The organism is Carnobacterium sp. (genome assembly GCF_040274945.1).
Taxonomy (GTDB): Bacteria; Bacillota; Bacilli; order Lactobacillales; family Carnobacteriaceae; genus Carnobacterium_B.
This window is the reverse complement of the sequence record NZ_JBEMAR010000026.1, coordinates 1-1,788: the sequence shown is the minus strand read 5'-3', so window position 1 is coordinate 1,788 and position 1,788 is coordinate 1. Positions and strand designations below refer to the sequence as shown.

Sequence of the window (1,788 nt, the reverse complement as noted above, 5' to 3'; positions counted from 1 at the left end):
AAGAATATATTGAACAAATTTTAGGTTTATATATTGAACAAGATTTTAAATATGATTATGCAGAAATAGAAGCACTTAGAAATTCTGATTCACACATACAGGAAATTTTAACTTATCTTGAAGATACTCTTGATAGTTTGATTGAACAGTTTAAGATTCCCTTACCTAATCGCGAAGCATTATTGTTGGAATTATATAATATTGTCTTAATTGAAAATCAGGTAACCGTTCATCCATTCATTTTACGAAATTTATACTGGGAACATTATCAAAAAATTCGTAATTACTATCCGGCATTCTATGATGCTGTATTTGAGGGCATGCGTGGCTATTGTAAATTGATTTTAGGAGACGACTACAATCCAAATCTCCTTTACGCGATTGTCTATTCTGTACTAAATTATTGGGAAGATTTATTTATTAACTTAGCCAATAAAGTACCTCCAGTAAATATCGTAGTATTAGGTGAAATTACCTGGGAAGGTTCTAAACAGGTTGCTGATAACATCAAAACAGTCTTTGGCTCACGGGTAAATGTTTCAACTTGGGATAACTACGATATATCTGAAGAATTACTTGCAGAAAGTCCCTACGATATTATTTGTAGCTCATTCTCTATACCGCCTATCCCTGGTAAGGAAATTTATACCATTACAAGTGAGTCCTACCAATATAATTTCCAGTCGTTAGAAACGGTTATTGACCACATACGTTATCAAGAATTTAAGAAACAAATGAAACTAGAAGAATAAATTGTATGATAAAAGCGAAAGAGTTGATTAGATTTTCATTCCAATCAACTCTTTCGCTATTTTTATTTCTTTAAAGCCTTAATCACTTTTTGTGCCCGTTGGCGTGTTTTACGGTTTGGGCTTTTCATTCGACGACGAGCGCTTGCTAAATCCATTTTTTCTGCCATGATACTTCCTTCCTCCTTGACTTTTTAATAGTAAGTAGTTAAAATCGTAATGATTACGATTTACATATTAGGATTTCATATTAACTATTTTTACAACATTTGTCAACACATGGTACAGAAAGGATTTATTTATGGCTAAGAAATCAAAGATTGCGAAAGCACAAAAACAACTTGCAACCGTAGAAAAATATAGAGAAAAACGTGAAGCGTTAAAAGCAGTAGGTGATTATGAAGGTTTAAGCAAATTACCACGTAATGCCTCACCTACCCGTATACACAATCGAGACAGAATTGATGGTCGCCCACATGGCTTTATGCGTAAATTTGGCGTAAGTCGGATTCGCTTTAGAGAATTAGCTCACCAAGGAAAAATCCCTGGTGTAAAAAAAGCATCATTCTAATACTTTAATAGCATATTTATATGACAAAGAAATCCTTAGTTTACTGAATAGTATATGTAAACTAGGGATTTTTTCATAACACTTGAATATTATCTCTTTAATTTGTAAGGTGTCCACATAAAGCAATTTTAGTCATCAGTCCTATATATTGTAGAGCTGAAATTATTCTCATCAGTCCGATTTGACGAAGAGCCATTAAAAAAGGAGCGCAAACACAAGTTGTTTGTCTCCTCTTCTAATAGATTATTATAAGAAAGCTAAAGATATGACCTAGTAAGAGAAAACATGGACTAGGAAATGTTTTTTCCACTATTTGATCTATAATCTTGCCCTTTATCTGTCTAATCAAGCTTTCATTTTAAACCATCTGTACATCCTTAGTCGTATCAGTATTTTCTCTTAAAGTTAAGACCCCATCATTCATTTCATAGACTTTATCGCATTGGTCTATTAAACGAAGATCGTGTG

3 protein-coding genes are annotated in these 1,788 nt (G+C 32.8%); 2 read left to right on the top strand and 1 reads right to left on the bottom strand.

Annotation, left to right across the window (positions count from 1 at the left end; translation table 11 throughout):
• Window positions 1-752 (top strand): hypothetical protein (locus tag ABS916_RS12855; RefSeq protein ID WP_350452271.1); only part of this gene is annotated, 752 nt, incomplete at its 5' end.
• Between the two features lie 62 nt (window positions 753-814).
• On the opposite strand, the gene ABS916_RS12850 is transcribed toward ABS916_RS12855, so the two are convergent.
• Entirely contained in the window at window positions 815-919 is a 105-nt protein-coding gene (locus tag ABS916_RS12850) for a putative metal homeostasis protein (RefSeq protein WP_158320048.1), read from the bottom strand.
• A gap of 131 nt (window positions 920-1,050) precedes the next feature.
• On the opposite strand from ABS916_RS12850, the gene rpsN reads away from it, so the two are divergent.
• The gene (gene rpsN, locus ABS916_RS12845) at window positions 1,051-1,320 is read left to right on the top strand and encodes a 30S ribosomal protein S14 (RefSeq protein WP_026466372.1); all 270 of its coding nucleotides are present in this window, start codon (window positions 1,051-1,053) and stop codon (window positions 1,318-1,320) included.
• The last annotated feature ends 468 nt before the right edge of the window (window positions 1,321-1,788 follow it).